24 protein-coding genes are annotated in these 22,373 nt (G+C 70.9%); 9 read left to right on the top strand and 15 right to left on the bottom strand.

Annotation, left to right across the window (positions count from 1 at the left end; translation table 11 throughout):
- Window positions 1-29: 29 nt before the first annotated feature.
- Window positions 30-572: a hypothetical protein gene (locus ACVW00_RS12000; protein ID WP_457111128.1), complete on the bottom strand. Its 543-nt coding sequence runs from the start codon at window positions 570-572 to the stop codon at window positions 30-32.
- A gap of 83 nt (window positions 573-655) precedes the next feature.
- On the opposite strand from ACVW00_RS12000, the gene ACVW00_RS12005 reads away from it, so the two are divergent.
- Window positions 656-1,093, top strand: a complete 438-nt coding sequence (locus ACVW00_RS12005; RefSeq protein WP_457111129.1) for a hypothetical protein — start codon at window positions 656-658, stop codon at window positions 1,091-1,093.
- Here ACVW00_RS12005 and ACVW00_RS12010 read toward each other — a convergent pair.
- Both ACVW00_RS12010 and ACVW00_RS12015 read right to left on the bottom strand, forming a co-directional pair.
- Window positions 1,090-2,562, bottom strand: a complete 1,473-nt coding sequence (locus ACVW00_RS12010) for a glutamate--cysteine ligase (protein ID WP_457111130.1) — start codon at window positions 2,560-2,562, stop codon at window positions 1,090-1,092. The genes ACVW00_RS12005 and ACVW00_RS12010 overlap by 4 nt on opposite strands.
- 42 nt (window positions 2,563-2,604) lie before the next feature.
- Window positions 2,605-3,609, bottom strand: coding sequence for a DUF4192 domain-containing protein (locus ACVW00_RS12015; RefSeq protein ID WP_457111131.1), 1,005 nt, complete (start codon window positions 3,607-3,609; stop codon window positions 2,605-2,607).
- 129 nt (window positions 3,610-3,738) lie between these two features.
- Between ACVW00_RS12015 and ACVW00_RS12020 the strand changes: the two genes are divergently transcribed.
- Complete coding sequence (locus tag ACVW00_RS12020) at window positions 3,739-5,061, top strand: DNA polymerase IV (RefSeq protein ID WP_457111132.1); 1,323 nt, start codon at window positions 3,739-3,741, stop codon at window positions 5,059-5,061.
- On the opposite strand, the gene ACVW00_RS12025 is transcribed toward ACVW00_RS12020, so the two are convergent.
- The 3 genes from ACVW00_RS12025 to pxpA all read right to left on the bottom strand — a co-directional run bounded on the left by ACVW00_RS12025 (window position 5,039) and on the right by pxpA (window position 7,687).
- Window positions 5,039-5,905 carry a 5-oxoprolinase subunit C family protein gene (locus ACVW00_RS12025; protein ID WP_457111133.1) on the bottom strand — a complete coding sequence of 289 codons (867 nt, stop codon included), beginning with the start codon at window positions 5,903-5,905 and terminating at the stop codon, window positions 5,039-5,041. The genes ACVW00_RS12020 and ACVW00_RS12025 overlap by 23 nt on opposite strands.
- Window positions 5,898-6,506 (bottom strand): 5-oxoprolinase subunit B family protein, encoded by a 609-nt coding sequence (locus ACVW00_RS12030; protein ID WP_457111134.1) that lies wholly within the window; start codon window positions 6,504-6,506, stop codon window positions 5,898-5,900. The genes ACVW00_RS12025 and ACVW00_RS12030 overlap by 8 nt, the downstream gene beginning before the upstream one ends.
- 467 nt (window positions 6,507-6,973) lie before the next feature.
- Window positions 6,974-7,687, bottom strand: coding sequence for a 5-oxoprolinase subunit PxpA (pxpA, locus tag ACVW00_RS12035; RefSeq protein WP_457111135.1), 714 nt, complete (start codon window positions 7,685-7,687; stop codon window positions 6,974-6,976).
- Between the two features lie 191 nt (window positions 7,688-7,878).
- Between pxpA and ACVW00_RS12040 the strand changes: the two genes are divergently transcribed.
- Window positions 7,879-8,826: a sigma-70 family RNA polymerase sigma factor gene (locus ACVW00_RS12040; RefSeq protein ID WP_457111136.1), complete on the top strand. Its 948-nt coding sequence runs from the start codon at window positions 7,879-7,881 to the stop codon at window positions 8,824-8,826.
- A 76-nt stretch (window positions 8,827-8,902) separates the two neighbouring features.
- Here the strand turns inward: ACVW00_RS12040 and ACVW00_RS12045 are convergent, their stop codons facing one another.
- Complete coding sequence (locus ACVW00_RS12045; protein ID WP_457111137.1) at window positions 8,903-9,973, bottom strand: M36 family metallopeptidase; 1,071 nt, start codon at window positions 9,971-9,973, stop codon at window positions 8,903-8,905.
- Between the two features lie 103 nt (window positions 9,974-10,076).
- Window positions 10,077-10,694: a dephospho-CoA kinase gene (coaE, locus tag ACVW00_RS12050; protein WP_457111138.1), complete on the bottom strand. Its 618-nt coding sequence runs from the start codon at window positions 10,692-10,694 to the stop codon at window positions 10,077-10,079.
- Window positions 10,695-10,713: 19 nt separating this feature from the next.
- Between coaE and ACVW00_RS12055 the strand changes: the two genes are divergently transcribed.
- Window positions 10,714-11,958 (top strand): class I adenylate-forming enzyme family protein, encoded by a 1,245-nt coding sequence (locus tag ACVW00_RS12055; protein WP_457111139.1) that lies wholly within the window; start codon window positions 10,714-10,716, stop codon window positions 11,956-11,958.
- Between the two features lie 34 nt (window positions 11,959-11,992).
- Window positions 11,993-12,772: an alanyl-tRNA editing protein gene (locus ACVW00_RS12060; protein ID WP_457111140.1), complete on the top strand. Its 780-nt coding sequence runs from the start codon at window positions 11,993-11,995 to the stop codon at window positions 12,770-12,772.
- Window positions 12,773-12,781: 9 nt separating this feature from the next.
- On the opposite strand, the gene ACVW00_RS12065 is transcribed toward ACVW00_RS12060, so the two are convergent.
- Complete coding sequence (locus tag ACVW00_RS12065) at window positions 12,782-13,744, bottom strand: GlxA family transcriptional regulator (protein WP_457111141.1); 963 nt, start codon at window positions 13,742-13,744, stop codon at window positions 12,782-12,784.
- A gap of 93 nt (window positions 13,745-13,837) precedes the next feature.
- On the opposite strand from ACVW00_RS12065, the gene ACVW00_RS12070 reads away from it, so the two are divergent.
- Window positions 13,838-13,999, top strand: a complete 162-nt coding sequence (locus tag ACVW00_RS12070; protein ID WP_457111142.1) for a hypothetical protein — start codon at window positions 13,838-13,840, stop codon at window positions 13,997-13,999.
- Window positions 14,000-14,058: 59 nt separating this feature from the next.
- Here ACVW00_RS12070 and rpsA read toward each other — a convergent pair whose 3' ends face one another.
- On the bottom strand, window positions 14,059-15,522 hold the full coding sequence (gene rpsA / locus ACVW00_RS12075) for a 30S ribosomal protein S1 (RefSeq protein WP_457111143.1): 1,464 nt from the start codon (window positions 15,520-15,522) through the stop codon (window positions 14,059-14,061).
- Between the two features lie 200 nt (window positions 15,523-15,722).
- On the opposite strand from rpsA, the gene ACVW00_RS12080 reads away from it, so the two are divergent.
- On the top strand, window positions 15,723-16,568 hold the full coding sequence (locus ACVW00_RS12080) for a class I SAM-dependent methyltransferase (RefSeq protein ID WP_457111144.1): 846 nt from the start codon (window positions 15,723-15,725) through the stop codon (window positions 16,566-16,568).
- Here ACVW00_RS12080 and ACVW00_RS12085 read toward each other — a convergent pair.
- Window positions 16,558-17,403, bottom strand: coding sequence for an FkbM family methyltransferase (locus ACVW00_RS12085; protein WP_457111145.1), 846 nt, complete (start codon window positions 17,401-17,403; stop codon window positions 16,558-16,560). The genes ACVW00_RS12080 and ACVW00_RS12085 overlap by 11 nt on opposite strands.
- Before the next feature lie 96 nt (window positions 17,404-17,499).
- On the opposite strand from ACVW00_RS12085, the gene ACVW00_RS12090 reads away from it, so the two are divergent.
- Window positions 17,500-18,207, top strand: coding sequence for a class I SAM-dependent methyltransferase (locus tag ACVW00_RS12090; RefSeq protein ID WP_457111146.1), 708 nt, complete (start codon window positions 17,500-17,502; stop codon window positions 18,205-18,207).
- Between the two features lie 65 nt (window positions 18,208-18,272).
- Window positions 18,273-19,250, top strand: coding sequence for a hypothetical protein (locus ACVW00_RS12095; RefSeq protein ID WP_457111147.1), 978 nt, complete (start codon window positions 18,273-18,275; stop codon window positions 19,248-19,250).
- On the opposite strand, the gene ACVW00_RS12100 is transcribed toward ACVW00_RS12095, so the two are convergent.
- From ACVW00_RS12100 to ACVW00_RS12115, 4 genes are all read right to left on the bottom strand, one after another.
- Entirely contained in the window at window positions 19,238-20,221 is a 984-nt protein-coding gene (locus ACVW00_RS12100) for a DUF3068 domain-containing protein (RefSeq protein ID WP_457111148.1), read from the bottom strand. The two genes, ACVW00_RS12095 and ACVW00_RS12100, sit on opposite strands and share 13 nt — an antisense overlap.
- Window positions 20,221-21,378, bottom strand: coding sequence for a glycosyltransferase family 4 protein (locus ACVW00_RS12105; RefSeq protein WP_457111149.1), 1,158 nt, complete (start codon window positions 21,376-21,378; stop codon window positions 20,221-20,223). Before ACVW00_RS12105 ends, ACVW00_RS12100 begins: the two co-directional genes overlap by 1 nt.
- 1 nt (window position 21,379) lies before the next feature.
- The gene (locus ACVW00_RS12110; RefSeq protein ID WP_457111150.1) at window positions 21,380-22,171 is read right to left on the bottom strand and encodes a glycosyltransferase; all 792 of its coding nucleotides are present in this window, start codon (window positions 22,169-22,171) and stop codon (window positions 21,380-21,382) included.
- 65 nt (window positions 22,172-22,236) lie between these two features.
- Window positions 22,237-22,362 (bottom strand): hypothetical protein, encoded by a 126-nt coding sequence (locus tag ACVW00_RS12115; RefSeq protein WP_457111151.1) that lies wholly within the window; start codon window positions 22,360-22,362, stop codon window positions 22,237-22,239.
- Window positions 22,363-22,373 lie beyond the last annotated feature (11 nt).

The following is a 22,373-nucleotide window of genomic DNA, read 5'->3' on the forward strand; positions in this document are numbered from 1 at the left end:
CCCAGGGTGACCGTCGAGAAGCACCGGACTCAGTAGACCCGCAGGAGCTCTCCGCCGGTGGAGAGGACGACCGTCCAGGCTGCGTGGCAGACCTCGGCCACGCTCGCGCGCGTGAACTCGCTGGGTGGCGCCTGCCGCTCGCATGCCTTCGCTGCCTCGCTCGTGGGCTCGTAGGCCACGCTGAAGCAGCGCAGGAACCTGCTCCGGAAGGCCTTGCCGGCGACGATCTTGCGGTCCCGCGGCGTCAACAGCGCGTTCGCCGGGTCCAGCGTGTCCTCGCTGAAGGTCGACAGCTCCACCGCGGCTTGATGGCTCAGGCCCGACCGGTTCAAGGTCGCCGTCGAGCAGGCTGCGGCGAGAGATCGGGCCACGTCGACCGGCTCGAGCTCACGGGGAGGTACCACCCGGTCGTCGTCGGACAGGGAGCCGGTCGACGCCGCCTTCGGCCCCCGCGCGGCTCCGGTCTCATCGCTGGAGCAGGCGCACAGCGGTGCCGACAGGACCAGCAGCAGCACGACCGCGCGCCACGCTCTCGACCACGCCCTGTCGTCACGAGTGGTGTGCGTCGCCATCGCGCCAGTGTGCCGGAGGTCGGCGCCGTGGCGGCTGTGGACGACGCCTGCGGGACACAGCCCTGCAGGTCCACGCTTGGCCGATGGACATCGACGCGCTCCCCCTCGCCGGGCAGCTGCGTGCGGCACTCTGTGACTTCGTGACCTCCGCCGGGACGCGAAGGCTGCTGCCGGCGCTGTTCCACGTCGGCACGCCGGGCGGTGGCCGGATCACCCTCCCCCACGACGCGTACTTCGACGCCGGCCTGCGCGCCGATCTCGTCGAGCGTGCGATCGACGGACTCGAAGGGGCCGCCGCCCTGCGGCCGGTCCCGTGGCTGACCCGGACCGGCGACCTGGTGCCGGCCGACTGCGACTTCGCCTGGTTCTCGGCCGCCCGGGAGGGTTTCGGTCGACACGGGCTCGAGCTGCCCGGGTTCTTCGTGATCACGCGTCAGGGCTGGATCAACCTGGCCAACGAGGACGTGATCCGCTGGAAGCGGGTGCGTCCGCGTCCGCGGAGCGACCAGCGGGAGGCCTAGCTCGGCCAGGTGTGCACGGGCTCGTTGCTGTGCATCCGCTCGCGGTACTCCAGCAGCGTCACGCGCACCGCCTCGTCCCGGTCCTTGCCCTCCGACTCACGGGTGCGCACCCGTGCGCGGAACCAACTCGCACCGTTGCGCCCCGTGCTGCAGCGCGCCTCGATGATGCCGAGCAGCCTGCTGCTCTCGTCCGGGTCCGTGCCCCACCGCTCCAGTCCCTCCCGAGCCATGGGGAGCAGCCGCCGCAGCACCAGCTCGGTGGCCGAGACCTGGCCGATGCCCGGCCAGTAGACCTGCGCCTCGATCCCGTCGCGGGCCGCCACGTGGAAGTTCTCCTCGGCCGCGGAGAAAGACATCTGCGACCACAGCGGGCGCTCGTGCTCGGCGAGGGCGCGGGTCAGGCCGAAGTAGAACGCGGCATTCGCCATCGTGTCCGCGACGCTCGGGCCGGCAGCGAGCACGCGGTTCTCCACGCGCAGGTGCGGGGTGCCGTCGACCACGTCGTAGATCGGCCGGTTCCACCGGTAGATGGTGCCGTTGTGCAGCCGCAGCTCGTGCAGGCTCGGCGTACCGCCGGCCTCGAGGACTGCCAGCGGGTCCTCGTCCTCCGTGATCGGCAGCAGGGCCGGGAAGTAGCGCACGTTCTCCTCGAACAGGTCGAAGATCGAGGTGATCCAGCGCTCGCCGAACCACACCCGCGGTCGGACGCCCTGGGCCTTCAGCTCCTCGCTGCGGGTGTCGGTGGCCTGCTCGAACAGCGGGATCCGGGTCTCGGCCCACAGGTCGCGTCCCAGCAGGTACGGCGAGTTGGCGCCGACCGCCAGCTGGATCCCGGCTATGGTCTGGGAGGCGTTCCAGTACGACGCGAACTGCTCGGGGCTCACCTGCGTGTGCAGCTGGGTGCTCGTGCAGGCCGCCTCCGGCATGATCGAGTCCGAGGTCGTCTGCAGCCGCTCGACACCGGAGATGGAGATCGCGATGTCCTCGCCGCGCGCGTCGAGGATCTGGTCGCTGAGCAGCCGGTAGCGCGGGTTCGGGCTGATCGTGCCGGGGGCCAGGTGGCCCGGCTCCAGGGTCGGCAGGATGCCGATCATCACCAGGTGCGCGCCGACCTGGTTGGCCCGCTCCTCGGCGTGGTTGAGGCTGGCGCGGAGGTCGGCCTCGAACCCGGTGATGCCCCGGCTGCCGAGACGGCGCGGCGCCACGTTGATCTCCAGGTTGAACTGGCCGAGCTCGGTCTGGAAGTCCGGGTTCGCGATCGCCTCGAGCGCCTCGGCGTTCTTCAGTGCCGGCCGGCCCTCGTCGTCGACGAGGTTGAACTCGATCTCCAGGCCGGTCATCGGGTCCTCGGCCTCGAAGTGCGCCTGGCGCAGCATCAGCGCGAACACGTCCAGGCACCGGCGTACCTTCTCCCGGTGCGCGGTCCGGTCCGCCCGGCTGAACTCCTGCTGGTCGACCTCCTGGCCCATGTCCCGACCCTAGACGGGTGGGCACTCCGACGGACAGGCCTGCTAGGAGGCGTCCGGCGGCGAGAAGGCGGCGAGGTCCTCCGGGGGGATCCCGGGCCACGCGCTCGGTGGCACCGCATTCTCGAGCAGGTCGCGGATGCGGTCCGCCATCGGGTACCCCCGGTCGACCTCGTCGCAACGGTCGAGCGCACACCACGCGAGCGCTCCCTGCCCGCTCAGCCAGGCCGCGAACGCCAACAGCGACGAGGCCGAGGCGAGCGACGGCAGCGGGCAGCGACGCACCAGGTCGCGCCAGAGCTCGACGTGCTGTGCCGCGTCGTCGCGGGTCATCTCGGCGAGCGCTACGTCGCGCAGCTCCTCCACCGACGTCAGTGCCAGCAGACGCCCGGCATCGTCGGCCGAGAGCCTCGCGCCCTTGCGCAGCTGCCGTCTGACGGTGCGCTGGATCCAGCGTGCTCCGTCGACGACCTCGCCTCCGGTGCGTCCGCGCGACAGCTCCGCGAACCCGATCGCGTCCCGCACGAGGCTCGCGGCCTCCTCGACGGCGCGGGCGTCCTCCGCGTCGACGAACCTGAGGCTGGCCGCGAGCTGCTCGCGGCTCTTGTGGACCACGTGACCGCGCACGACCTGCTCCGCGGTGAACCGGTGCGCCGTGAGGTCGTACGCCTGCCCGCGGTCGTCGACGTCGCCGGCATCGTGGTAGCGGTCGTCGGCGACCCGGAGGACCTCGATCACGTCGACACCGTCGCGGACGAGGCGGGCCAGCACGGCGTCGTGGAAGGCAGCCGCGACCCAGGGATCGGCGGTGTAGAGCAGCAGCGCCACCTGGCGTACCCGGTGGTGGGCGATCACGTCGGCGAGCATCGCGACGACCGCAAGCTGCTCGTCCTCGCCGGTGGGAAGGTCGACGCGTGCGTGGAAGTTCTCGGCTCGTCCGAAGGTCATCAGGACGACCGAGTCGTCGGGATGGAACCCGAGCACCTGGGGCACGAGGGCCACGAGGTCGGCGGGGTTCCGGGCGGTGAAGGTGATCCTCGGCTGTCGCATGGCGTCACCCCAGCGCAGTGCGCCACCACCTCGCCTCACGCGTCCGAGCGATTGTGTGCAGCGTTGTCCGCAGGTCGACTGTGGACGTGAGCGGGCCGAGCGAGCGCAGGCCGAATCTAGGATGGCCGGGTGCGTGACGAGCCGACGATCCTGCACGTCGACCTCGACGCGTTCTTCGCGGCGGTCGAGCAGCGGGACAAGCCCTCCCTGCGCGGCAAGCCGGTGGTGGTGGGCGGCGTCGGCGGTCGCGGCGTGGTCGCCACGGCGTCGTACGAGGCGCGCGCGTTCGGCGTGCACTCCGCGATGCCGACCGCCGAAGCCAGGCGTCGCTGCCCGAACGCCGCGTTCCTCACGGGCCGGTTCCACGCCTACCGCGAGACCAGCCGTGCCGTCATGGAGCTGCTGAGGAGCATCAGCCCGCTGGTCGAACCGCTGTCGCTCGACGAGGCCTTCGTCGACCTCACGTCCGCCGACCTCGCCGACCACTCCGTCGCGACGGTGAGCGCGTTCGCCCGCGAGCTCAAGGAGCGCGTGCACGCGGTCTCGGGCGGCCTCACCGGCTCGATCGGCATCGGGTCGTCGAAGTTCATCGCGAAGATCGCCAGCGACCTCGACAAGCCCGACGGGCTCGTCGTGGTGGCACCCGGCAACGAGCGCGACCTGCTCCGGCCGATGCAGGTCACCGTGATCCCCGGGGTCGGACCCGCGACCGCCGAGAGCCTGCGCCGGATCGGCGTGCACACCGTCGCAGAGCTCGAGGAGATCAGCGCCGACGAGCTCGTCCGCGTCGTCGGGCGGTCCCACGGACAGAACCTGTACCGCCTTGCACGGGCCGACGACGACCGTCCCGTGGTGCCCGAGCGCGAGGCGAAGTCGGTCAGCGTCGAGGACACCTACGACACCGACCACGTCGATCCGCGCCTGCTGCGGGCGCTGCTGGACCGGCAGGCGGGGAAGGTCACGGACCGTCTCCGCAAGGCCCGCCTCTCCGGTCGCACCGTCACGGTGAAGATCCGGCTGCACGACTTCTCGACGCACACCCGCTCGGCCACGCTGCCGGGACCGACCGACGACGCCAGGACGGTTGCCCGGGTCGCCCGGACGCTCCTCGCCGAGGTGGACACCTCGGCCGGCGTGCGGCTGCTCGGCGTCGGTGTCTCCGGCCTCGCGGACTGGATCCAGGACGACCTCTTCGCCGACCCGGCCGACGAGCTCGACGTGGAGATGGACGAGGAGACCGAGTCCGCGCTCGCCTCCCTGTCGCGGCGCCGGGTCTGGGCGCCGGGCATGGACGTCGAGCACGACACGCACGGCCGGGGCTGGGTCTGGGGCGCGGGTCGCGGTGTGGTGACGGTCCGCTTCGAGACGGCGGACACGCCACCGGGGAGGGTGCTGAGCCTTGCCGCCGACGACCCCGGCCTGAGGCCGGTCAGCCCACCACGCGAAGAGTGACCCGCTCCCCCGGCCGCGCCTGCGCACACACCGGGAGGTCATCGGCGACCACGACCGCCACCACTGGATAGCCGCCCGTGGTCGGGTGGTCGTGGAGCAGCACCACCGGCTGGCCGTTCGGCGGCACCTGGACGGCGCCGAGCACCATCCCCTCGCTGGGCAGCTCGTCGTCCCTGGAGCGTGCGATCGGCACTCCGCCGAGCCGCAGCCCGACGCGGTTCGAGTCGGCGAGGACCTCGTACGTCGCCCCGTCGAGCGACTCGACGGCCCGGGTGGTGAACCAGTCGGCGCGCGGTCCGAGCACGAGCCGGAGCTCTTCCGGGCGCCGCCGGGGCACCGCCTCCGTCCCGTACGCCGCGCGCCCCGGCGCCCCCAGGGCGACCCGGTCGCCGGCCCTGAGTGGCCTGGGCCCGAGGCCGGACAGCAGGTCCGTCGACCTCGAGCCGAGGACGGCGGGCACGTCGACCCCGCCGGCGAGGGCGACGTACGACCTCAGGCCCTCGGTCGCCGTCCCGACCCGCACCTCGGCACCTGCGGGAACCGGCACGGGTGCACCCCACTGTGCCGAGCGCCCGTCGACGTGCACCTCGCAGTGAGCGCCCGTGACCGCGAGCGCAAGGGCCACGCCGGGTCGCAGCACGACTCCGCTCGACGTGGTCTCCAGGACTGCCAGCGACTCCGGGTTGCCGACCAGGCGGTTGGCCAGCCGCATCGCCGGGGCATCCAGCGCCCCTGATCGAGGCACTCCGAGATGCGCCCAACCGGGCCGCCCGGCGTCCTGGACGGTCGTGAGCGCACCCGGGTCGACGACGGTGAACGCCCGCTCTCCGGAACCCTCACGCATCGACGAACCGGACCCTGGTGCCGGGCGCGAGCAGTGCGGGTGGGTCGGCATCCGGTCTCCACACAGGCACTCGGGTGCTGCCGATGAGCTGCCAGCCGCCCGGCGAGGCCGACGGGTACACGCTGGTGAACTCCCCGGCGAGCGCCACCGATCCGGCCGGGACGCGCGGACGGGCCTGCTCCCTGCGTCGCACGACTCGATCCTCGGGCAGCCCGGTGCAGTACGCGAAGCCGGGCGCGAAGCCGCAGAACGCCACCACGAACCCCGTGTCCCGGTGCACGCGCGCGACCTCCGAGGTGGTCACGTCCCACTGCCGCGCCACCTCGTCGAGGTCCGGACCGTCGTAGGTGACCGGGAGCTCCACATCGCGGACGTCCGTGGGGACCGGCGCCCGGGTGGCGGGGCTCAGCGCGGCTACCAGCTCGGCCGCCGCCACGAGGTCCGCGAGGCCGTCGAGCAGGACCGTCCGTGCGGCCGGGACGATGTCCAGCGCCCGCAGGTCGTCGGTCCGCTCGGTCAGCGCGGCGTACGCCGAAGCGACCTCGTCGGCGTCGGCGCACTCCACCAGCAGGGCGTGCTGTCCGACCTGTCGCGCGCGCATGGGACCAGTGTCGCGCAATCAGCTCGACGAAGAATTCAGAATGCATTCCCAGGGGTCGGATCGGCGCATTAGCGGCGGCCGCAAGGAATCGAGCAGAAATGATCCGGAATTGATTGTAGGGCCCGCGAAAGTATGAGTTTCGCGGGCCCTACAAATGGATCAGCGGTGATGCTCTGCTCCGAACCGGTCTGGCTCCTCGGCTCCAGCCACCCCATCACCTGGCCGCCTCCGGTGGGTTGCCCCTCCGGTGGAATCCTCGGATCTTCGACCGATTCCCCGCTCCCCTTGCGGGAGGCGGTAGGAGATTTCTACGGGACCCGGCCATCAACGCGCAAGGGTTTTCCGGATGTTTTTCCAAGGAATTCTCGAGTGCACAGGCTTGTCCACAGAAAAGGGCAGGCCATCCACATCCGGACCCCGATCTCCACAGCGTCGCCCACAGGCTTCTGTGGACAACTCCGGCCCGGTCAGGAGTCCGTGCACCACGCTCGGAGCTCGTAACCGGCGGCGATCAGCGCCGTTCGGACGGCCTGTGCGGTGGCGACCGCGTCCGGTGAGTCGCCGTGCACGCAGACCGTGCGGACCTCTCCCCCCTCGGCGAGAGCGACCGCGTTGGCGGCAACCGCCTCGGCGCCGTGCACGAGCGCGCCCGGCTCCGACCGGGGCACGAGGCGACCCTCAGCGGTGTATCCCCGGTCGGGAAAGCCCTCTGGCACCACCACGCGTCCCCGTGCCTCCGCGAGCCGCAACAGGGTCGAGCCGGGCAGGCCGAGCACCGGCAGCGTGCCGCTGCCCCGCAGCACCGCTGCGGCCTGGTCCGCGTCGTCGACCACGCGGTTGTAGAGGGCACCGTGCGGCTTCACGTAGGTGACCTCCACGCCCGCCGCGGCGGCGATGCCGGCCAGGGTCTCGATCTGCTCGGCCACCCACCCCTCGAGCACCTCACCGGCGACCTCCGTCGGCCGGCGCCCGAAGCCTTCCCGGTCGAGGTAGGAGACCTGTGCTCCGACGACCACTCCCCGCGCGGCAGCAGCCGCGCACACCGTCCGCATCAGCTCGGCGTCGCCGGCGTGGAAGCCGCACGCGACGTTGGCGCTGGTCACGACCGCGAGCAGCCCGGCGTCGTCGGTCACACCCTCGCCGAGGTCGGCATTCAGGTCGATGGTTCGCGGGCGCTGCACGCACACATTCTGCCCCGCGGCTGAGAAGTCGCTGAGAACCTCATCGGCACCGCAACTTCGGGTACCCCCCGACCGTCGTACAAGGCAGAAGGCACGATCCGTCAGGGGAATCCCCGGCCGGGGCGGTGCGTTGAGGAGTGTGAGCCCGCAGCATGCTAGCGCGGGTCACCTGAACAGATTGGGAGGCGGCAGTGACCACAAGTCGCACCGAGCGCGAGATCGAGGGCCGCGACAGCGTCGGCCTGTACCTCGACGAGATCGCGCGTACGCCGCTGCTCGACGCCATCACGGAGGTCGAGCTGTCGAAGGCCATCGAGGCAGGGCTCTTCGCCGCCAAGCTCCTGGAAGAGGGCCGCGTCGGCCGCCGCAAGGGCGGCGCGCCGGCCTACGCCACCCAGGCAGAGCTCGAGTGGCTCGTCGAGGAGGGCGAGCGCGCGATGCAGCGGTTCATCAACGCGAACCTTCGGCTGGTCGTGTCGATCGCCCGCAAGTACGGGCGCAGCGCGATGCCGATGCTCGACCTGATCCAGGAGGGCAACACCGGGCTGATCCGCGCGGTCGAGAAGTTCGACTACGCGAAGGGCTACAAGTTCTCGACGTACGCCACCTGGTGGGTCCGGCAGGCGATCACCCGCGGCATCGCGCAGCAGGCCCGCGTCGTCCGGCTCCCGGTGCACGTCGTCGAGGAGCTCAACCAGGTCTCCTCTGCCCGCCGCACCCTCGAGCGCCAACTCGGACGCGAGCCGGAGCCGGAGGAGGTCGCCACCGAGCTCGGCATGGATCTCGATCGCGTGCTGGACCTGATGAGCTGGGGTCGCGACCACGTCAGCCTGGACACCCCGCTGGACGTCGACGGCGACACCTCACTGGGTGACCTGATCGCCCAGGAGAGCTCTCCGGGTCCCGATCTCACCGTGCTCGACACCGAGGCACGCGACCGGCTGAACACCTTGGTCGACCTGCTCGACGAGCGTTCGGCCGACATCGTGCGGTCGCGCTACGGGCTCGTGGACGGCCGGCAGCACAAGCTCGCCGACATCGGCGCCCGGCACGGCATCTCCGCCGAGCGGGTGCGCCAGCTCGAGCGTGAGGCGATCGCCAAGCTGCGACGGCTGGCGGATCCCGACCTCGCAGCCTGAGGCCCAACGCCACGGACCCCCGGCGAGCGCGGCGTCAGCGCAGTCACACTGCGCAGACGCCGCGCTCGTTTGTCGTTCAGAAGGTGATGCCCCGGGCGGCGAACCGGTCGCGCACCAGGTCGGCTGCCTTCTTGCCGTCCCTGGTGAGCGCGACGTCGTAGGTCGCCCGGGCCGCGCCCGAGAACGACGTGTCCGGCGCGTAGTCGAACTGCGAGTCGACCAGCGTCGTGTCCCAGGCGGCCGTGCCCTTGCCGAGCGCGCGGTAACCCTCGCGGATCTCCCAGAGCGCCTGGCTCCAGATCTGGCCGTCGTGGTGCACCTCGCCGGTCTTGTCCGCGACCGTCATGCCGGTGTGGAAGCTGCGGATGCAGTGCGGAGCGTCGGTGTAGGACGTCGAGTCCCAGTCCATCGGGCACGACGGGTCGGCGGCCACCGGCCACCCGTAGTCGTGTGCGGCGTCCAGCCCGACGGTGACGGCGAAGTAGTCGCCCCAGGCCTCACCGATCGACCCGGCCTCCTCGCTGGCGCCGAACCCGGGCACCTGGGAGGCGTGGACGGCGTGGCCGTACTCGTGGACGATCACCTCGGCGTCCTCGGCGTCGTCGACCCCGCCCTTGCCCAGCCGGACGCGGTACGGCTTGTCGGTCTGGTAGGAGTTGTCGCCGCCGTACTGGTCGATCTTGACGTCGAACGACTCGTGGACGATGCCCGGCAGGGTCGACCCGAAGCCGAGCGACTGCAGGTACTCCTGGGCCTGGTTGACCCAGAAGTAGGCCATCACCTGCTCGAACTGGTCCTGGCTGCGGTCGTAGAGGAACGTGTTGGTCGTGCTGAACGCCGGCGTGCCGGTTGCCGACTCGACGGTGGCCCAGGCGCCGCGCAGGTAGCCGGAGCCGTCGAGGTTGCGCAGCTGCATGTCGCGATAGGCGCTCGCGGGCACGGCGGTCGCCGAGTCGTTCTGGTCGGTGAGCGTCTGGTCACCGCTCGACTGGACCGGGTTGACCATGAAGACCCGACCGGTGCCGGTCGAGGAACCGCTGCCGCCCTTCGTGGCCTGCGCCGGCGCCGTGGCACCGAGGGCGGTGCCGAGCACCACCACGAGGGAGAGTGAGAACGCGGCACGGACCGCGGGCCTGGGGATGCGCATGGAGGACCTCCGAGTGGGCTGGATGGACACATCCTGCGGCACGGAGGCCGTCCTGCGCCAGATCCGGGCTCCTGAACGGTTCAGGACCGGAAGATCCACGCATTCAGCGAAGCTCCTCGAGTTGCGCATGGATCCGCTCGACGTGGTGGCGCAGCTCCTCGCGGGTGCCGGTGTTCTCGATCAGGTACGTCGCGACCGCGCGCCGGGCCTCCGGGGTGGCCTGGGCGGCGATGCGGGACCGGGCATCGTCCTCGGTCCAGCCCCGGTCACGCGTCATCCGCTCGACCTGGACCTCTTCGGGGGTCTCCACGACCACCACGGCATCGAACGTGTCGGCTCGGCCGCTCTCGGCGAGCAGCGGGATGTCGTGCACGACCACCGCCCCGGGGGGCGCGTCGGCCTCCAGAGCGACGATCTGCTCGAAGACGAGCGGGTGCACGATCGCCTCGAGGCGGCGCCGGGCCGCCTCGTCGGTGAAGACCAGCGCGCCCATCGCCGCCCGATCGAGCTCCCCGTCAGCAGTGAGCAGCTCCGGGCCGAACTCCTCGACGACCCGCTGGAGTCCGGGCGTGCCCTTCGCGACGACGTCGCGGGCGAGCTGGTCTGCGTCGATCACGACGGCGCCGAGCTCGCGGAGGATCGCCGAGACGGTGCTCTTGCCCGACGCGATGCCGCCGGTCAGCCCGACCCGGAGGGTGCGCTCGCCATTCGTCCCAGCCATGGTGGCAGTATCGCGGACCATGCAGCTCGACGTGGGTGACCGGGTCGCGCTGCTCGTGCCGGGTTCGCCGGCGTACCTGGACGCGGTGATCTCCCTGCTGGTCCGCGGCGTGGTGCCGATCCCGCTCGACGCGCGCCTCACCGACCACGAGCGCACCCGCATCCTCGCCGACCTCGATCCGGCTCTGGTGGTCACCGACGAGGACGAGCTCCGCGCGCTCGCCACCGGATGGGCTCCCGGTGACGTGCCGCTGGCCCGGCCGATGCACGTGACGAGCGGCACCACCGGAAACCCGAAGGGCGTGTGGAGCGGCGTGCTCTCCGCCGAGCTTGCGCGGGCCCTGCTCGCCGAGGAGCGCGACCTGTGGGGCTTCGCCGCCGACGACGTGAACCTGGTGCTCAGTCCGCTCCACCACTCGGCGCCGTTGCGGTTCGCCGTCGGCACCTTGCTGGCCGGCGGGCGAGTCGTCGGCCTGGGCCAGGGGTCGGGCTTCGACGCCGAGAGGGTCACGGCGACGATCGACGGCGAGCGGCCGACGACGATGTTCTGCGTGCCCACGCACCTGCAGCGCCTCTTCGCGCACTGGGATCGTGCCGGGACGCCCGACCTCACCGGCTTCCGGCTGGTCGCTCACGCCGGAGCGCCGTGCCCCGATCCGCTGAAGCGCCGCCTGATCGAGGCCTTCCCACCGAGGTCGACGTGGGAGTTCTACGGCTCGACCGAGGGCCAGTTCACCGCCTGTCGCAGCGAGGAGTGGCTCGAGCACCCCGGCACGGTCGGCCGGGCGCGTCCGGGTCGGAGCCTCCGCGTCGATGCCGACGGCCTGATCTGGTGCCGGGTGCCGCCGCACGCCCGCTTCGAGTACTTCGGCGACCCCGACAAGACCGCCGCCACGTGGCGGGGCGACGAGTTCACGGTCGGCGACCTGGGCCGGCTCGACGACGACGGCTACCTCCACCTGGCCGGGCGGCGCGAGGACCTGGTGATCACCGGGGGCGTGAACGTCTACCCCGCGGAGGTGGAGAACGTGCTCTCCGCACATCCGGGCGTCGACGACGTCGCCGTCTACGGCGTACCGGACGAGCAGTGGGGACAGCGCGTGGTCGCCGCGGTCGTCGGGCCCGCCACTCGCGAAGAGCTGGATGCCTGGGCGAGGGAACGGCTGGCCCCGCCGAAGCGACCCAAGGACTACCAGTTCCTCGGCGAGCTGCCCCGCACGGCCACCGGCAAGGTGCTCCGCCGACGCCTCACGGGTGAGGGCTGACCACGCGCTACGGTGCCGGTGAGGAGGAACCAGCATGGGAGTACCGGGGAGCCAGGCGCGCGGCGAGCCGCCGGCCGGCCTCGCGTCGACGGAGCTGTTCGCCGTGGACGCCTACCGCCACGAGTTCGACGCGACGGTCGCGGAGGTCGACCACGAGAACGGTCGCGTGCGCCTGGCCCGCACAGCCTTCTATCCCGGTGGCGGCGGGCAACCCTGTGACCTGGGCAGCCTCGAGACGGCGGACGGGACGCTGGCCGTCACCGGCGTACGCCGCGATCGCGGGTCCATCTGGCACACCGTCGACGGCTTGCCGCCCGAGCCGGGGACCGAGGTGCGCGGCCTGGTCGACTGGACGAGACGCCACGCGTTGATGCGGACGCACACGGCGTTGCACGTGCTCTGCGGCGTGATCTGGGCGGACTACCGGATCCCGGTGACCGGCGGCAACATGGAGCCGCTGCAGGGCCGGCTGGACTTCCCGTTCGAGTCGATGTCGATCGATCTGGGCACCGCCATCGAGAGGCGGATCAACGAGGAGATCGAGAAGGCCCACGAGATCGTGGTGGACTTCCTGCCGCGCTCGGTCGCGGACGCGGACCCTGCGCTGATCCGCACGGCCGCGGACCTGATCCCCCGCGAGATCGACCCGCTGCGCGTCATCGACATCGTCGGCCTCGACCGGCAGGCCGACGGCGGCACCCATCTGCTGTCGACCGCCGAGGTGGGCGGAGTGCGGGTCACGAAGACCGAGAGCAAGGGCAAGGGCAACAAGCGCATCCGGATCGAGGTCGTCGACGACCTCCCGGGTGCGTGAGGTGGTCCCTCAGGCCGTCCGGTCGGCGGAGCGGCTGAAGGACTGGCGGTAGCCCTGCGGGCTGATCCCGCGGACCCGGGTGAAGTGCTGCCGCATCGTCGCGGCGTTGCCGAAGCCCACCTCGGAGGCGATCCACTCGATCGACGCGTCGCTGGCCTCGAGGAGCTCCTCGGCGGCCATCACCCGCTGGTTGGTGACCCACGCGTGGGGAGTCGCCCCGGTCTCGGCACGGAACCTGCGGGCGAACGTGCGTGAGGACATGTGTGCACGCCGGGCGAGCGCCTCCACGCTGTGGTCCTCGGCGAGGTTCTCGGTGATCCAGAGGAGCAGCGGGCCCAGGGTCTCCGCCGAGCAGTCGGGTACGGCGCGGGCGATGTACTGGGCCTGTCCGCCCTCACGCTGCGGTGGCACGACCATGCGCCGCGCGACCATGGAGGCCACCCGGGCGCCGTACTCCTTGCGCCACAGGTGCAGGCACGCGTCCAGGCCGGCGGCGGAACCGGCGGCCGTGATGACCGGGTCCTCGTCGACGTAGAGCACCTCCGGGACCACGCACGCCTTCGGGAACCGCTGCTGCAGCTCGTCGGTGTACATCCAGTGCGTCGTGCAGTCGCGGTGGTCCAGCAGCCCGGCCGCGCCGAGGAGAAAGGCGCCGGAGCAGACCGACATCACCCGAGCGCCGCGGTCGATGGTCTCGCGGAGGAAGCCCAGGATGTCCTGCGGAACGTCCCAGCTGCGCTGGAGCGCCGGTACGGCGACGAGATCTGCTTCGGCTGCACGGTCGAGTCCGTGCTCGACGGTGAGCCCGAAGCCCATGCTGGTCTGCACCTGCCCGGGCTGCTTGGTGCACACCGCGAAGTCCAGCTTCGGCACGCCGTGCTCCGTGCGGTCCACGCCCCAGGCCTCGCAGAGCACGCCCAGCTCGAAGGGGGCGACGCCGTCGAAGGCAAGGACGGCCACGTTGGTGAGCATCCCGCGAGCATGGCACGGATCTGGCAGGAAATCGAGGGCAGGGGGCATATCTGCCACTGGTGGCAGGATCAGAGCGAGCGCAGCATTACTGCCATGACCACCACACTGATCACCCTCACTGCCCTGATCGCGCTGCTCGCGGGCCTGGTGGCGCTGGTCCTCTTCGCCCGCGGCGACTCGTTCGCCGGGCCGGGCACGGCGTACCGGCACACCGACGAGCTCGGACCCTTCGGGTTCCGGCGCCGCCAGGCCTGAGAAACACTCGAGCCCGACCCCCTGAGGGGTCGGGCTCGATGCGTGTGCGGGACTGCGGCTCAGGCGCCGCCGCCGGTGAGCTTCTCGCGAAGCGCCTGCAGCGCCTCGTCGGAGGCGAGCGAACCGCCCTCCTCCGCCTCCGGCGTGCCGGCGTCGCTCGAGTAGGACGTCGCCTCGCCGGCCTCGACCTCGGCCTGCTTGGCCTCGGCCTGCTGCTTGACGTGGGCCTCCCAGCGCGCGTGGGCCTTGGCGTACTGCTCCTCCCAGACCTTGCGCTGCTCGTCGTAGCCCTCGAGCCACTCGCCCGTGTCGGGGTCGAAGCCCTCGGGGTAGATGTAGTTGCCCTGCTCGTCGTAGGTCGCGGTCATGCCGTAGAGCGTCGGGTCGAAGTCCTCGGCCTCGGCAGCGGTCGAGGTCTCGTTGGCCTGCTTGAGCGACAGCGAGATCCGGCGACGCTCGAGGTCGATGTCGATGATCTTGACCATCACGTCGTCGTTGACCTGGACGACCTGCTCGGGGATCTCGACGTGGCGCTCGGCGAGCTCGGAGATGTGCACCAGACCCTCGATGCCCTCCTCGACGCGGACGAACGAGCCGAACGGCACCAGCTTGGTGACCTTGCCCGGGACGATCTGGCCGATCTGGTGGGTCCGGGCGAAGTGCTGCCAGGGGTCCTCCTGCGTCGCCTTCAGCGACAGCGAGACGCGCTCGCGCTCCATGTCGACGTCGAGCACCTCGACGGTGACCTCGTCGCCGACGGCGACGACCTCGCTCGGGTGGTCGATGTGCTTCCAGGACAGCTCCGAGACGTGCACCAGGCCGTCGACGCCGCCGAGGTCCACGAACGCACCGAAGTTGACGATCGAGGAGACCACACCCTTGCGGATCTGGCCCTTCTGCAGCTGGGTGAGGAAGCCGTGGCGGACCTCGGACTGGGTCTGCTCGAGCCAGGCACGGCGCGAGAGGACCACGTTGTTGCGGTTCTTGTCGAGCTCGATGATCTTCGCCTCGAGCTCCTTGCCGACGTACGGCTGGAGGTCGCGCACCCGGCGCATCTCGACCAGCGACGCGGGCAGGAAGCCGCGCAGGCCGATGTCCAGGATCAGGCCACCCTTGACCACCTCGATGACGGTGCCGGTGACGACGCCGTCCTCCTCCTTGACCTGCTCGATCGTGCCCCAGGCGCGTTCGTACTGTGCGCGCTTCTTGGAGAGGATCAGCCGGCCTTCCTTGTCCTCCTTCTGGAGGACGAGGGCCTCGACCTTGTCGCCGACCTCGACGACCTCGTTGGGGTCGACGTCGTGCTTGATCGAGAGCTCGCGCGAGGGAATGACGCCCTCGGTCTTGTAGCCGATGTCGAGCAGGACCTCGTCGCGGTCGACCTTGACGATGGTGCCCTCGACGATGTCGCCGTCGTTGAAGTACTTGATGGTCTCGTCGATGGCGGCGAGGAAGTCCTCCTCCGACCCGATGTCGTTGATCGCGACCTGCGGGGCGGCGGAGAGGGTGGGGGTGATGGTCATAGGGAAATGGATCCTTGGGGTGGACAGATGTCGTGCGGGCGCGCGCGGAAGCCGGTTTCACCATCACGGATTGAGGACAGCGAGCGAGAGACTGCTCCGTCTGAGACTCAGGCAGACCTCTGGCGCATCTCACAGGGTACGGCGTCCCGCCTGCCCACGTCCAACCGAACGACCTCGGACGAGGGTGCCACACTGACCGCGTGCAGACCGATGACGTGGAGTCTGTCCCGCGCGACCACGCGCCGCAGACCGTGCGCGCCGAGCGCAGGCCGGTCGACGAGCACGACTCGCTGCGGGCGAACCGGGCGGACTGGGACCGCTACGCCGACGAGTACCAGGCCACGCACGGTGAGTTCCTCGGCGACGCCGGCTTCCTCTGGGGGCCCGAGGGCGTGCGCGAGGACGACCTGCACGCGCTGGGAGACGTCTCCGGGCGCCGGGTGCTCGAGCTGGGGTGCGGAGCCGGTCAGTGCTCGCGGTGGGTGCTCGGCCACGGCGGGCTGCCCGTGGGCCTCGACGTCTCGCTGCGACAGCTCCAGCACAGCCGTCGCATCGACGTCGAGCTCGACACGTCCGTCCCGACCGTCTGCGCCGGCGCAGCCGCGCTGCCGTTCCCGGACGCCTCGTTCGACATCGTGTTCTCGGCGTTCGGTGCGCTGCAGTTCATCGCCGACGCCGACGCGCTCGTCGCGGAGATCGCACGCGTGACCCGGCCGGGCGGCCGGCTCGCGTTCTCCGTCACCCACCCGACACGGTGGATGTTCCCCGACGACCCCGGCGAGGGCGGTCTGCTGGCGACGCAGTCCTACTGGGACCGCACGCCCTACGTCGAGGTGGACGACGAGACCGGCGAGACGGCGTACGTGGAGCACCACCGCACCCTCGGGGACTGGGTGCGGGCGCTCGCGGCGGCCGGCTACCGGCTGGTCGACCTCGTCGAGCCGGAGTGGCCGGCCGACCACGACAGGGTCTGGGGCGGGTGGAGCCGCGTGCGGGGAATGCTCACGCCGGGCACCGCCCTGTACGTCGCCGACCTCAGCCGGTGACCGGCACCCAACCGCCGGGAGGATCCCGGCGTGGTTGCTCGATGCCGGTGAGGCCGTAGTTCTGTCCGCGCCTCGGGACGCTGGTCAGGCCCAGCCCGTCCCAGAGGTCGTCGCGGACGTAGAACGCGTTGACGCCCGCGAGGTCGCTGTGGGCCAGTCGGTAGCCCTTCTCGGCCGCGACCACGTCGAGCGCGGCGAGCGTGCTTCCGAACGCGCCCGACCCGTCCCACCCCTGGTCGGGCGAGTACGGCTGCGCCATCGGGCCGGGATCGAGGATGCCGGAGTTGTACTCGATCACCACGAGGCGAGGCCGCACGCGCGTGAGAGCCCGCCACACGTACAGGTCGTTGCCGTCGATGTCGATCGAGAGCAGGTCGAGGTCGTCCGGCACGCCAGCGTCCTCGAACACCGAGTCGACGTTGGCCGCCGTCACGGTCTCGTGCCGCACGTCCACGGGTCCGTGCAGGTACTTGCGTTGCACGCGCTCGAAGTGATCGTCGTCGGCCTCGATGAACAGCCCGGACCACCCGAAGATGTCGGCGAGCATCACGCAGTTGCCTTCGGAGCCGTCCTGGATGCCGAACTCGACGAAGTAGCGCTTCGTGACGCCGATCCGGTTGAAGATCTCGACGATCACCCCGTCCTCGCCGTTCTGCGAGAACACCTTGAGCTCCGACGCGCTGAGGTCGGATCCCGCGTACAGGGAAGGATCCGCACGACGAGCGATCTCCGCGACTGCGGCGAACCTGCGGTCCATCTCCACGGGTCGATACAGCGCGTAGGACCGCAGGAAGGCCCTCGCCCGTGACCGGACCGGGCCACCCACCTTGAACATCCGGCCAGTGTAGGAGTGCCTGGGCCCGACGTCCGCGATGCGCGGCAGTACGGTGGACCGGTACCGTCTCGCCGAAGGTTCCCAGGGAGGGAGACGATGGACGAGGCGGAGATCCGAAGATCTGCCGAGCTCGAGGACAGGCACTGGTGGTATGCCAGTCGACGCTCCATGGTGCGCCGCGAGCTGGCGGGCCTGACCGCCGGGCGGGCGCTCGACGTCGGCTGCGGTTCCGGCGGCAACAGCGACGTCCTTCGCCGTCTCGGCTGGGACGTCACCGCACTCGACCACTCCGAAGAGGCAGTCACCTCGACGCGGCGCCGGGGACTCCGGGTGTTGCGCGCCGACGCCCGGATCCTGCCCTTCCCCGGGTCCACCTTCGACCTGGTCATCTCCACTGACGCCTGGGAGCACGTGGAGGAGGACGACCTCGTCGCCGACGAGGCCCACCGCGTGCTCCGGCCGGGTGGCACGTTGTTCGTGGCGGTCCCGTCGGGCACGGACCTGTGGAGCGGCCACGACGTGGCGCTGGGGCACCATCGTCGTTACGAGCGCGAGAGCCTCGTCCGGCTGGTCGAGCACGCAGGCTTCCGGGTCGCCGACGTGTTCAGCTGGAACGTCCTGCTGCGCCCCGTGGCCAAGGCCAGGCGCACGAGGCGGCGTACCTGGGCGACGTCGAAGAGCGAGATGGTGCCGGTCAATCCGCTGCTGAACCTCGGCTTGCGCGCCACGGTGGGGCTGGAGGCGCTCCTTCCGGTCCGGCCGCGCCGCGGGATCAGTCTCGTGATCCGGGCCACGCGGACATGACCTTGTCGTCGACCCCGGCAGGGCACGAACGACACGGTCTGGGAGATCCACGCATTCCGTGGGTCGTGCTGCTCGACGTCACGACGGCCGTGGCGCTCGGCCGCGTCAGCCTCGAGGAGGGCCTCGAAGACCTCGCCCGCACCGCTGGCTGGTCCGCTCCGTCCTCCTCCGCCGTGGTCGCCGGCGGCCGCCGGGAGCTGCTGGGCGAGCTCGCGGCCGGCGGGTCGCAGGTCGCGCGAGTGGGCGTTCACGACGCGGGCATGGTCCTGGCCGCCCGGCACAACGCGCTCGACGGCCTCGCCATGCTGACGGCCACAGGCCGGCTGCTCGGCTGCGACCTGCGCTCGTCCGCCCGTGGCGTGGGAGCCGATCGGCCTCGCGCGGTCGGGACCGCGGCCGCACGCGGCTGGGAGGTCACCGTCCGCCCACAGGCGCGGGTCGCTGCCTCCGGTGAACCGGCGCCGGGAGACTCCTTTGCCGTGATCCGGGTGGACGGCACGCCACGCACCGCCGATCTCGTGCGCGCCGGAGCCCGAGCAGTGGTCGCGTGGAACCGGGCTCATCGAGTACCTGCGCGCCGGGTCACGGTGGCCGTGGGCGTCTCGACGGTCGGCGCGACCTCGGGAGCTCTGGCCGATCGCAGCGCGTTCCTGCGGCTTCGAAACGTCGAAGGCCTCGAGCTCGACGAGATCCGGGACCTGCTCGCGCACGCTCCGCTCCAGCCCGGCGGCAGCGAGCGCGCAGGGTCGGCCATCGTCACCGCGGTCGCGAAGACAGGGGTACGGATCCTCGCCGGTCGACTCGGTTCCACTCTCCTGGTCTCTCACCTCGGGCAGGTCGAGGCACCTGCGGAGGTCGACGAGCTCGCCTTCTACCCGGTGACCGGGGGCGGCTCGGGACTGTCGCTCGGAGCGGTCACTCTCCGGGACCGTACGACGCTCACTTTTCGCGCCCGGGCGTCACGACACGACGACGAGGGCCTCCGGCAACTACTGGCCCTCGTCGTCGAGGAGCTGGATCGAGCTCCCGATCAGCCTGCTTGACGGCGCCCGAGGGCACCACCGAGGCCGATCAGCCCGAGGCCCACGAGAGCCACCACCCACGGCAGGAAGCCGTGCGCCAGGCCGAGCAGGGCCGGTCGTGCGCCCAGCAGGTCGTAGGTCTCGCTGGTCTCCTTCGGCGTGTAGGCGATGCGCGCCTCCGTCGTGACGAGGTCAGTGCCCTGGTAGCTGAACCAGGACTTGGTCTCGGTGACCTGGTTCACGATCGCCCCGGTGATCGGCTCGACGTAGTAGGTGTTGTGGTTCTGGTAGTAGCTGTCCGCCGACACGTTGTCGTTGCTGGCCTGGCCGACCAGTGAACCCGGCACGTCCTGCTTGCCGACGACGGTCGCGGGGACGTCGTTGGTGAAGATCCACGTCTTGTGGCCCTGCACCTTCGCGGTGCCCTTGTAGGTCGTCGTCACCGGCTTCGCGATGGTGTCGTCCCAGACCTGGTAGGACTTCTTCTCGGCGTAGAAGGGGAACTTGAACATGAGGCCCGAGCGGGTGACCTTCTGGCGGACGCCCTGTTCGGTCTCCATGAAGTTGTCGCAGCAGTTGACGGCCTCGGCGGTCGTCTCGTCGAACGCAGCGCGCTTGACGCTCTGGGAGCGGATGACTCCGTCGGACGACGTGACGGTCGTGGTGTTGACCCAGACGACGGCATCACCGGGAGCCTTCTTCGAGGCGGCGACGTCGCCGACGGTGCGCGCCTGGACGGACAGGTCGGTGGTGATCGGCTTCAGGGTCGCGGTGTCGAACACCGTGGCGTCCTTGGCCACCAGCGAGGTCACCGAGTTCTGGTCGATCGGCGCGACGGCCAGGGTGGGTACGACGTAGAAGTGGACCAGGCCTCCGATCACGAACAGCAGGGCGCCGAGGCCTGCCAGGGTTGCTCCCAGCACCGGTCGGGACCCTCCGTTCGTGCCGCCGCCCGCGGACCTGGGTGCATCGATCAACGTGTTGGCAGCCATCAGCTGGCCCCTTTCATGGTGTTTGCGACGAGTGCGACTGCACCCGCTCGCATGGATTCCCAGTCGAACTGGGCGGCCCAGTCACGGCAGGCCGCCGAGATCTCACTGCTGCGCTCCGGATCCTCGAGCTCCCGAAGCGCGTTCTCGATGCCGACGAGCAGGCGCGCCTGCACGGTGGCAAGGTCGGTGGTGGGCTCCGGGAGGAGCCAGCCGGTGTGCTGGTCGCGAACCGAGTCGCGAAGTCCCGGTACGTCGCGGGCGACCGTCGGCACGCCGTACGCGGCTGCCTCCATGACGACCTGACCCCAGCCCTCGACGTCCGAGACGCACGCGTGCAGCCGCGCCCGCCCGAGCACCGCGGCCTTCTCCTCCTCGGAGACGAAGCCATGGAAGGTGACGTGCTTCTCGATCTCCAGGTCGCGCACGAGCTTCTCGAGCGGCTCACGCTCCGGGCCCCTGCCGACTACGTCGAGGTGCAGCGCGGGCCGGGTCACCAGAAGGGCGGCGACGGCCCGGATGACCAGGTCGACCCGCTTGTGCGAGGAGAGACGGCCGAGCACCACCAGACGGTCGACGGTGTCCTCCGGGACGGAGCTGACCTGGCCGGGCGCGACGTTGCCGTTGTGCAGCAGCGTGATCGGACCATCCCATCCGAGGCGCTCGACCATCGTGCGCCTGGTCGAGTCCGACACCGCCACGGTGGTCACGTTCCGGTAGACGAGGGGCATCACGGTGCCCTCGAGGAAGCGCCCGAACCAGGCGACCGGGGCGGAGAAGTACACGCCGAACTGGTCCTGGTGCACGTGGTGGAGGACCAGCACGACACCGGTACGGCGCCGCGACACCAGCAGCGGCGAGAACATCGGGATGCCGGACTCCATGTCCGTGACGAAGTCGACCGTCCAGCGATGACGCAGCAGCCAGAGTGCTCCGAACAGGTAGTACGTCATCCGCCCACCACGGCGGACGATCCGGATGCCCTCCTGGACCTCGTCGCGGGACTGCCCTGGCTCGCGCGCGGTCAGGAAGTCGACCCGAGCGCCCGCATCGCGCAGTGCGACGGCCAGCTCCCAGGCGTAGCGTTCGGCGCCCCCGGCGAGGGAGTGGTCGGGATCGCGCCAATTGACGACGACGGCGCGCTTGCCGCGAAGGTCCATCTCACGCACCGCCGGCCAGGTCGAGCACGGCCGTCTCCCCGACCTCCGGCTGCAGCGGCGTGACGGCGACGACGCGGACAGTCGGCCGGCTGCGGAGCCGCCAGGCGATGGCGAGCAGGTCGACGAAGCTGCGCAGGCCGTGGCGGAACGGGCTGAACGTGGACCCCGGTACGTCGGACCAGGTCACCGGGAACTCGACGACGCGTGCGCGCTGCTGACGACAACGCGCCAGCACCTCCACGTCGAAGCTGAACCCGCGGATCGAGCACGCGGCGAACACGTCACGGGCGAGCGCCCCTTGCAGGAGCTTGAAGCCGCACTGTGTGTCACCGATGCCCGGGACGAGGCGGGCCGTGGCGCGCCGGTAGGTCGCGGCGCCGATTCCACGGACGCGCGTGTGCCGGTGCTGGGTCTGCGACCCTGCGGCGGACCGCGAGCCGATGACCACGTCGGCTCCCGATGCCAACAGGGCCGCTGCGGACTCGAACGCGTCGAGGTGGGTCGCCCCGTCGGCGTCCATGAAGCCGACCACGTCGGCCGTGGTGGCCGCGATCCCGGCAGCCACTGCCGCACCCTTGCCGCGCACGTCGCAGCGAAGGACCCGCACCGGCATCGCCGGTGAGTCCATCGCAAGGGCGACCGCGGCCGTGCGGTCGGTGCTCGCGTTGTCGACGACGAGCACCTCCAGCGGCGGGCGCGGCAGCTCGGCCGGCGAGAGCGCGTAGGCGCGTAGCGCCTTGAGGGTTGCCGGAAGACGGCGCTCCTCGTTGTAGGCAGGAATGATCAATTGCACGGTGCAGCCCTCCAACCACACGTAGACAACCGCGGCTCCAGCGCGGCCCGCTCAGCGAGGAGCGGTCAGTTGTCTGCGTAGTTGTAGAGCTGGATCTCGGACACGCCGTGCGGACTGCCCTGGTACGCGGCGACACCACCGATGGTTCCGGCAACCCCCACGACCGCCCCCACGACAACAGCGATCAGCATGTTCACTGGGT

The organism is Marmoricola sp. URHA0025 HA25, from assembly GCF_054059435.1.

Coding starts and splice junctions, on each gene's coding strand:
- ACVW00_RS12000 (WP_457111128.1), bottom strand. CDS start 572: ATGGCGACGCACACCACTCGTGACGACAGGGCGTGGTCGAGAGCGTGG.
- ACVW00_RS12005 (WP_457111129.1), top strand. CDS start 656: ATGGACATCGACGCGCTCCCCCTCGCCGGGCAGCTGCGTGCGGCACTC.
- ACVW00_RS12010 (WP_457111130.1), bottom strand. CDS start 2,562: ATGGGCCAGGAGGTCGACCAGCAGGAGTTCAGCCGGGCGGACCGGACC.
- ACVW00_RS12015 (WP_457111131.1), bottom strand. CDS start 3,609: ATGCGACAGCCGAGGATCACCTTCACCGCCCGGAACCCCGCCGACCTC.
- ACVW00_RS12025 (WP_457111133.1), bottom strand. CDS start 5,905: ATGCGTGAGGGTTCCGGAGAGCGGGCGTTCACCGTCGTCGACCCGGGT.
- ACVW00_RS12030 (WP_457111134.1), bottom strand. CDS start 6,506: ATGCGCGCGCGACAGGTCGGACAGCACGCCCTGCTGGTGGAGTGCGCC.
- ACVW00_RS12045 (WP_457111137.1), bottom strand. CDS start 9,973: ATGCGCATCCCCAGGCCCGCGGTCCGTGCCGCGTTCTCACTCTCCCTC.
- coaE (WP_457111138.1), bottom strand. CDS start 10,694: ATGGCTGGGACGAATGGCGAGCGCACCCTCCGGGTCGGGCTGACCGGC.
- ACVW00_RS12055 (WP_457111139.1), top strand. CDS start 10,714: ATGCAGCTCGACGTGGGTGACCGGGTCGCGCTGCTCGTGCCGGGTTCG.
- ACVW00_RS12060 (WP_457111140.1), top strand. CDS start 11,993: ATGGGAGTACCGGGGAGCCAGGCGCGCGGCGAGCCGCCGGCCGGCCTC.
- ACVW00_RS12065 (WP_457111141.1), bottom strand. CDS start 13,744: ATGCTCACCAACGTGGCCGTCCTTGCCTTCGACGGCGTCGCCCCCTTC.
- ACVW00_RS12070 (WP_457111142.1), top strand. CDS start 13,838: ATGACCACCACACTGATCACCCTCACTGCCCTGATCGCGCTGCTCGCG.
- rpsA (WP_457111143.1), bottom strand. CDS start 15,522: ATGACCATCACCCCCACCCTCTCCGCCGCCCCGCAGGTCGCGATCAAC.
- ACVW00_RS12085 (WP_457111145.1), bottom strand. CDS start 17,403: ATGTTCAAGGTGGGTGGCCCGGTCCGGTCACGGGCGAGGGCCTTCCTG.
- ACVW00_RS12090 (WP_457111146.1), top strand. CDS start 17,500: ATGGACGAGGCGGAGATCCGAAGATCTGCCGAGCTCGAGGACAGGCAC.
- ACVW00_RS12100 (WP_457111148.1), bottom strand. CDS start 20,221: ATGGCTGCCAACACGTTGATCGATGCACCCAGGTCCGCGGGCGGCGGC.
- ACVW00_RS12105 (WP_457111149.1), bottom strand. CDS start 21,378: ATGGACCTTCGCGGCAAGCGCGCCGTCGTCGTCAATTGGCGCGATCCC.
- ACVW00_RS12115 (WP_457111151.1), bottom strand. CDS start 22,362: ATGCTGATCGCTGTTGTCGTGGGGGCGGTCGTGGGGGTTGCCGGAACC.